Below are 7615 nucleotides of genomic sequence, written 5' to 3'. Positions count from 1 at the left end.
AATTTGAGAGCAGACTCAGCAACTGGATCAGAATACAAAGGGATACTCAGGGGAAGGAGAAAACTTCAGAAGGCCTGAAAAAAACGATTTCCTATGCTTTCAACTTGGACAGTGATGATCCTGCACCTTCTGATCTGGCAAGAGTACTGGCGGAGATGGCGATCGGTGGACCGGGTGTTTGTGCTTTGAGAGCCCTGACCCGCACTGGTGCTTCGATGACTGAGCACGGTATCCGTCAGGCAGCTTTTACAGTTGCTGAAAAGTTCAGGAGTGTATTCAATCAGCCGGATATTGCGGCGATCATCAGCCAGGAGGTGGAGGAGCTGCCATATTGGAGGAAAGTCCTGCATTATGCGATCAACGGAAATTTCCAGGCAGTTCTTGATGAATATACGCATATGTTGGTGGAGTCTGAAGGACTTCAGGATTTGGGTGCGGTTGAACAGGCGAACCGTGTTGCGGAAAAGATCTCCGGTGCAGTTGCTTTGCGGTCTGCATCGAGCAATGTACTGAATGTTTCTGTGGATTCGGGGTCCCAGGAGGAGAAGGCACAGATGAAAATCCGCTCTCATTTTGCTACAGCTTTTGGGAGTAATCATTCTCAGGAGCAGGGAGCTGCGCGCGTATCGTCTGTTCGTGACAGTTTCAATTCCCCTTTCTGGCCTTTTGTCCTGGTGAGTACCTCTGTTGGTCAGGAGGGTTTGGATTTCCACACCTATAGCCATGCGGTGATCCATTGGAATCTTCCTGGTAACCCCGTTGATCTCGAGCAGCGGGAGGGGAGGGTACACCGCTATAAGGGGCATGCGGTACGTAAGAACATCGCAACTGCCTATGGGGAGAAAGTAAACACCTCGAGTGGTGACCCCTGGAAATCGATGTTTGAGGCTGCGGAGTCATTTCGCCCGGAAGGTGATGATCTCATTAATCCCTATTGGGTGTTGTCCACACCAGGTGGGGCCAAGATCGAGCGTTATGTCCCCACGATGCCGCTCAGCGCAGAAAGTGCACATCTGGAGAGATTACGGAAAACTCTTGCCGCGTACCGCCTGGTTATGGGGCAGCCGCGCCAGGATGAACTGATCAGCATGTTGGGTGAGGACGTTGAATGGCTCCGGATTGATCTGAGCCCACCTCAGTTATAACACCGGTGGGGCACTGCTAAGTCCGGGGTCCAGCCCCCGGCGTTGCAGTTCTGCAGCGGCCCGGTCCAATCCACCGTGTTCCAGTGCTGCCGATGTTGTTTTCCCTGACCACACGTGGCGCCCAAACCTGTGCACGGTGATGGAGAGTTCACCTGCCAGATGTTCCAGGTCACCGGCTATATTGCGGTGTTCACTGGGCAGGGGAACAGGTAGCACGAAGGCATGATCCAGGGGGGCGGTGGCGGTGATCTCCACCTTCCAACCATAACCTCGGCCCGAGAGCTGCCAGAGCTCATCATTGGTGTGCGTATCGACGGGACTGACAACCGGGTTGCCCAACCGGAATACGCGTCCACCGGGCAGTCTGACCACCAGTCCGGTGACCTCGGTGCGTAGTTTCCCGCTGTGTACCAGACCACCGGCAAAGGCCACGCAGGCATCTGTTTCTGTAAAGCCCTGTGCCTGGCCCCACCACCAGGATTCGGGGAAGCCCTCGCGTCCCCAGTTCTTCTCGGCATAGACCTGCGCATCGGTGAATTCCCAGGTTTCCCCGCCCACGATGGCGGTGCCGGAGGCCTTCCCGACCAGCAACCAGGGATGCCAGTACTGATTGAGTGCGGGCACCATCTGGAAGATGCTGGACCCACCCACCGCACCATGCTGCCAGGGAAGGGGATCGTCAAAACGTAGGTTGAGCTGGGAATCCTCGCCCAGGTTGACGCGTAGGTGGCGTCGATTAGCTTCAAATTCACCGCTGCCACCTTCCACCCCCAGACCATGCGGATCAGCCCAGGCGCCTTCAAGGGCTGCAGTGCGGAGAAAACCAGTGGGCCAGGCAGCCAAACCCACGGTGGCCCATGGTCCTTCCGGACCCTGATTCACCCCACACAGTGCGATGATCACCCGACCCTCAGCATCGGTGATGCGCCAGAAATACCCCTCCATGGCCACACCGGTATGTGCTGACAGGGGGTCGCCGAAGGGCAGGTCAGCTCCTGTGGCGCGGTAGCTTCTCAATAGGCTCATGACCCCCCAGTCAAGCACAACCACTGTGACCTGCGCCATCATTTCTCACAGGTGCTGTGGGGGTGCGACAATGACACCCATGACAGCAACTCTCGTGGCCCACGATCTGGCTGGCGGCCACGGCCACCGCACCTTATTCCATTCCCTCAATCTCACCGTCGCACCCGGGGATGTGGTGGGAGTGGTGGGCGCCAACGGTGCCGGAAAATCCACTCTGCTCCGACTCCTGGCCGGTGCTGATGAACCCCAGGGTGGGTCCGTGTCCCTGGCTCCGGCGGATGCCTTTGTGGGTTGGCTCCCGCAGGAACATGAGCGCGTGGAGGGTGAAACCATCGCAGACTATGTGGCGCGTCGCACCGGTTGCGCCCAGGCCACCCATGACATGGATGAAACGGCGGCAGCCCTGGGCGAGGATGATTCCGCAGCCGATGCCTATGCCACCGCCCTGGACCGCTGGTTGGCCAGCGGTGCAGCTGACCTGGATGAACGCCTGCCCATCGTATTAGCTGACCTCGGTTTTGATGTCGGCCCGGAAGGTGTGGACAAGCAATTGATGACCTCCCTCTCGGGTGGTCAGGCGGCGCGCGTGGGGCTGGCCGCCCTGCTGCTCTCCCGCTTTGACATCGTGCTTCTCGACGAACCCACCAACGATCTTGACCTGGATGGCCTGGAACGCCTGGAGGCCTTTGTCCAGGGTCTGCGCGGTGGTGTGGTGTTGGTCAGCCACGACCGTGAATTCCTGGCACGCTGTGTCACCCAGGTACTCGAACTTGATCTGGCTCAGGACACCAACCGTGTCTTCGGTGGTGGCTATGACGCCTACCTGGAGGAACGTGCCACCTTACGCAGACAGGCGCGGGAGAAGTATGAGGAGTTCACGGAGAAGAAATCCGACCTGGTCGGTCGTGCCCGCACCCAGCGTGAATGGTCCAGCCAGGGCGTGCGCAATGCCATCAAGAAAGCCCCGGACAATGACAAACTCAAGCGCAAGGCAGCCACAGAATCCAGTGAGAAGCAGGCGCAGAAGGTCCGTCAGATGGAAAGCCGCATCGCCAGGCTTGAAGAAGTGGAGGAACCCCGTAAGGAGTGGACCCTGGAGTTCAGCATTGCTGCAGCACCCCGCTCCGGTTCCGTGGTGGCAACCTTGAATCAAGCGGTATTCCAGCAAGGCACCTTCACCCTGGGGCCGGTGTCCATCCAGGTCAATGCTGGTGAACGTATCGGTATCACCGGCCCCAATGGTGCTGGAAAATCCACTTTGCTGCGTGCCCTGCTGGGTGAACAGGCACCAGATGAAGGCTCAGCCAGCCTGGGATCCGGCGTCCACATCGGTGAGATCGACCAGGCCAGGAAGACCCTCGCCGGTGGAAGCCCACTCATGGACTCCTTCGAGGCAGCCGTCCCGGAGATGACCACCAGTGAGGTCCGCACTCTGCTGGCCAAATTCGGCCTGACCGCTGATCATGTGCACCGGGCCGTAGATGAACTTTCACCCGGTGAACGCACCCGCGCCGGGATGGCCCTGCTGCAGGCACGTGGCGTGAACCTGCTGGTGCTGGATGAACCCACCAACCACCTGGACCTTCCTGCGATTGAGCAGTTGGAGGAAGCCCTGGAGTCCTATGATGGCACCCTTCTGCTGGTCACTCATGATCGCCGGATGTTGGAGACTGTGAAGGTGGACCGTCACTGGCGTGTGGAGGCAGGCCAGCTCACAGAACTCTAGTGTTGACCAGCTCCACCTCGATGACGTCCTGGTTACCCACATTGTTGTTGAAGGTGCGCATCATGACCTGTGGTGCATCGATGCCGAAGAAAGTATCCAGGCCCTTCACATTGAACTGCGTGGACATGTACCGGCTGTTGTTGCCGGTATTCCACTGGGACACCACCAGGTCCAGATCATCCAGCGTGGAACCCGGTGCGATGTAGCCGCCGTAGAGCTGGGTGAAGTTGCCTGGCGTCTGCTCGGCACCCCATCCGCCGTGTCCTGCGATGACCACGTTGGCAGGTGTGATGTCATTCCAGTTCCTTTCGATCTCTTTGGAGATGCGTATTTCAATGGCCATGGTTTCGGTATTGAACATCGACAACACCCAGTGGCCGTCGATGAGCCGTAGTGACATCTCTCCGGCGCGTACCTGGTCATCCAGGATGGGGGAGTAGTTGGTGCCCCAGGTTCCATCGGAGTAGTGCTCCCAGGAGGCACGATGGTTGAAATCATCGGGGCGGAATCGGGTGAGGTAGACATCATCGTGTCGTTTGAATTCTGAAGACATCATGTACACCCAGTTGTTTTCGGGGTCGTGTTCCCAGGTGATGAGGTTGGCCTGTCCATCCAGGTAGCTGGTGGGGATGGTATCAACACTGTCCCAGCTGCGTCCCTGATCCTGGGATTGCCAGATCTGGGTGTGGAGGACATTGCCCACACCTTCATTCCACATGGCTTGCATGAAGAGGGTGCCGTTGATGTTGATGACATCAGAGGGCAGCAGGGTCAGTCCGCGTGCATTGTGGGAGTAATCAACCAGTTGTTCCACCTGGTGGCTGTCATTGAGGGGGCGGGTGATCACGATGCGCCCGGTATCGTCCATTTCTGCAACAACGCCGATGGGGCTGAGCCAGTCACCCTGGCCGAAGTTGTTGCCGCGGAAGGAGTCACCGAAGATGATGGCGAATTCCTCACCTTCGTCCAGGGGCGCCATGATGCCCAGATCGCCTGTTCCCACACCCAGGTGGTCGGAGATGCCTGGTCCGAGGATATCGCCGATGAGGTTGACGTCCAGCCCGTCTGAGATGTCCTTTGCCCAGGGGGTGGTGGGCCTGTCTGTCTGGCGGGTGGAACCGGAGGAACCTGAGGAGAAGGATGATTGCGCGGTGGCGATCGGGAGTGTGGCGCAGCTGAGCGCACAGACAAGACCCAGGGTGAGAATGCGGGTGGTGTACATGGCTTGTTCTTTTCACAGAAAGTAGGGATGGAACAAGCCGAAACATTAGCACCAGACAGGGCGTTGCGCAGGGGTTTTAGCTAGGTGGTGGGATTGAGTAACTGGGTTGCAGTCTCCCTGAGTTCGAGGTTGTCAACCTCCAGTGCGTAGAGTGCGAAACCCAGTGGGGCGGTTGAGCTGAGTTCCCGGCAGTGTTCTCTGATCCGGGGCCAGATCTGTCCGCCGTGCTCAACATACTGGCGCAGGAATCTCTCGAAGCTTTCTGGTGTACCGCTCATCTGTTGCATCATCAGATCTCGGGCCGGATCGTTGATGCTGGCGGTGGTCCAGTCGATCACTCCGGTGATCTGGCTGTTGTCCACCAGGGTGTGCCCTGCATAGATTTCACCGTGGGTGAGCACCGTGTGTCCTGGCCAGTAGGAGGCATCATCAATCCAGGTCTGCCAGCGGGTGAGAAGTGCATTATCAACGGGAAAGTGGGCTGTTACCCGGTCAATGTCTGTCCGCCAGTTCTCACGCACCTGTTCCAGGCTGGGTTGGGGGAGGGGGACTGCCGTGACAGGAATGGCATGGATCTCTGCGATCACCCGGGCCAGGGAATCCACATAAGCAGGGGCGGAGACATTGACATTCCATATCGGTTCCCCCTGGTCATTCAGTTCCAGACCGGGTGTGCCGGGGAGCAGGGGATAGGCGATGAGTTCCGGGGTGTGGATCTGCCAGTTGGGCACCTCCACTGACAGATGCCGGGCCACCACCTTGAGAACTGCTGCTTCTGACGCCGCCCGCTGCATCACAGTCGGGTGCCGGGGGATGCGTAGTACCCACTCATGTCCGTCCACGGCAGTAGCCAGGACAACACGGAAGTCTAGACCCATCTCGATGATGTTCAGGGAAGCGGGATCAAGATCCAGGTCGTGGGCGCGTGCCAGCTCCATGATCTCTACCATGGCTGATCCCGAAATTTCAGGTACTCGCCGATGACAGCGGTACCCAGGTCATCTAGTTCCGGGGCCGTGACACTGCCGCCCACACGATCAGCAAGCTGATTGAGGAAGTGTTCCAGGCCCTGGTCATAGCCGAGGCGGAAGAAGGTGGTGCGGGCACCGCGCCGGGTGATCTTATCCAACTGGATGATGGTTTTGCGCAGGGTTTCCGGGTGGGTGGGCCAGTTGAACCAGGCTTCACCCCAGTCCTCCAGGTGGGCGGTGGGTTCACCATCGGTGACGATCAACAAGGTGGGCTGCATGGAGGGGTGGCGGGCAAAGAAACGTTCCGCCAGCAGCAATGCATGGTGCAGGTTAGTGCCTTGTTCCTGCACCGGTGGCAGAGCCGTGAGTTCATCAATGTCCATGCTCATGGCCATGCGGCCGAAGCTGATCAGGGCTAATTCATCACCCCGGAAACGGGTGGACACCAGGTGGTGCAGGGCCAGGGCGGTGCGTTTCATGGGCACCCACCTGCCCTCAGCAGCCATGGAGAAAGAGGTATCCACCAGCAGTGCCACAGCATTCTGGGTACGCGTCTCGGTTTCCACGACCTCCACATCACTGATATCCAGCTTCAGGGGGCCATCTGATCCGGCGGTGCGTTGGATGGCGTTGGTGATGGTGCGGGTGACATCCCAGGGTTGGGTGTCACCGAACTCATAAGCACGGGAGGCACCGGTCTGTTCACCGCTGGCACCAGCCAGACGGGAGTCCCGGGAACCACTACGGGAGGTCAACTGGGAGGAGACGCTGTCAAGCAGGGTTTTACCCAGACGACGCATCGCCTGCGGGGACAGACGCAGCGTTCCATCTGCCTGGCGACGCAACAGACCACTGTCACGCATCGCCTTATCCAGACGCGAAAGCATGTCAGCAGACACGGCCGCATCATCGCCGAGCTGGCGATTGATGGCATCAAGATCAAGATCCGTGTGATCATTGCGCAGCTGCTCGGCCAGGGAATCCAACTCAGCCAGGTCCTGCATGGTTCCAGTACCATCACCCAGTCCCATGCCCTGCTCACCGGAGAAATCCTCCGACCCAGACCAGTTGAGGTCAGGACGCAGATCCTGCAGATTATCCGCCAGATCCCCCAACATCTCCATCAATTCAGCAGAGCCGAAAGCCTGGGCAGAAAGCTCCATCAACTCCTGACGCTGCTCATCAGACATGGAGTTGAGCATGCGCTGGGCCGCAGCGGAACGCTTGGCCAGTGCATCAATCAGTTCATTGATGTCACGGGGATTCTCCGGGAAATTCGAGCCATGCTCAGCCATGAACTCCGCGAAATCTGTCGGGGTGTCAGTGCCAGCACGGTGCTTGGCCAATAATTCATTGAGATCCTTCAGCATCTCGGCAATGGCAGCGCGATCCTCATCGGTGGCGCCCTCCATGGCCTGTTTCATGCCGGCAAACTGCTGATCCAACATCTCCCGGCCCAACAGATCCTTGATCTGCTCAAATTTCTCCCGCGCCTCAGCAGACTGCCAGTCATAGTTATTAAGCT

The 7615-nt window shown here is 58.6% G+C and carries 6 protein-coding genes; 2 read left to right on the top strand and 4 right to left on the bottom strand.

The features are described 5' to 3' along the window. A partial coding sequence (locus Q0M74_RS12100; protein WP_293954819.1) for a helicase-related protein occupies positions 1-1145 on the top strand: 1145 nt, incomplete at its 5' end. On the opposite strand, the gene Q0M74_RS12095 is transcribed toward Q0M74_RS12100, so the two are convergent. Next, entirely contained in the window at positions 1140-2171 is a 1032-nt protein-coding gene (locus Q0M74_RS12095; protein WP_293954816.1) for a tocopherol cyclase family protein, read from the bottom strand. The two genes, Q0M74_RS12100 and Q0M74_RS12095, sit on opposite strands and share 6 nt — an antisense overlap. A gap of 79 nt (positions 2172-2250) precedes the next feature. Between Q0M74_RS12095 and Q0M74_RS12090 the strand changes: the two genes are divergently transcribed. Next, positions 2251-3897 (top strand): ABC-F family ATP-binding cassette domain-containing protein, encoded by a 1647-nt coding sequence (locus Q0M74_RS12090; protein WP_293954814.1) that lies wholly within the window; start codon positions 2251-2253, stop codon positions 3895-3897. Here the strand turns inward: Q0M74_RS12090 and Q0M74_RS12085 are convergent. From Q0M74_RS12085 to Q0M74_RS12075, 3 genes are all read right to left on the bottom strand, one after another. Further along, a complete protein-coding gene (locus Q0M74_RS12085) occupies positions 3884-5119 on the bottom strand; it encodes a DUF4185 domain-containing protein (RefSeq protein WP_293954812.1) in 1236 nt (411 codons plus the stop codon). The genes Q0M74_RS12090 and Q0M74_RS12085 overlap by 14 nt on opposite strands. 80 nt (positions 5120-5199) lie before the next feature. Further along, positions 5200-6069: a macrolide 2'-phosphotransferase gene (locus Q0M74_RS12080; RefSeq protein WP_293954810.1), complete on the bottom strand. Its 870-nt coding sequence runs from the start codon at positions 6067-6069 to the stop codon at positions 5200-5202. Further along, positions 6063-7615, bottom strand: a 1553-nt coding sequence (locus Q0M74_RS12075) for a VWA domain-containing protein (RefSeq protein ID WP_293954808.1), incomplete at its 5' end; no start/stop codon positions are given. The genes Q0M74_RS12080 and Q0M74_RS12075, both read right to left, overlap by 7 nt.

Source organism: uncultured Corynebacterium sp., assembly GCF_945649885.1.
In the GTDB taxonomy this organism is placed as follows: Bacteria; Actinomycetota; Actinomycetes; order Mycobacteriales; family Mycobacteriaceae; genus Corynebacterium.
Note: the sequence above shows the minus strand (reverse complement) of the source record. Positions and strands in the feature narration are given on the sequence as shown.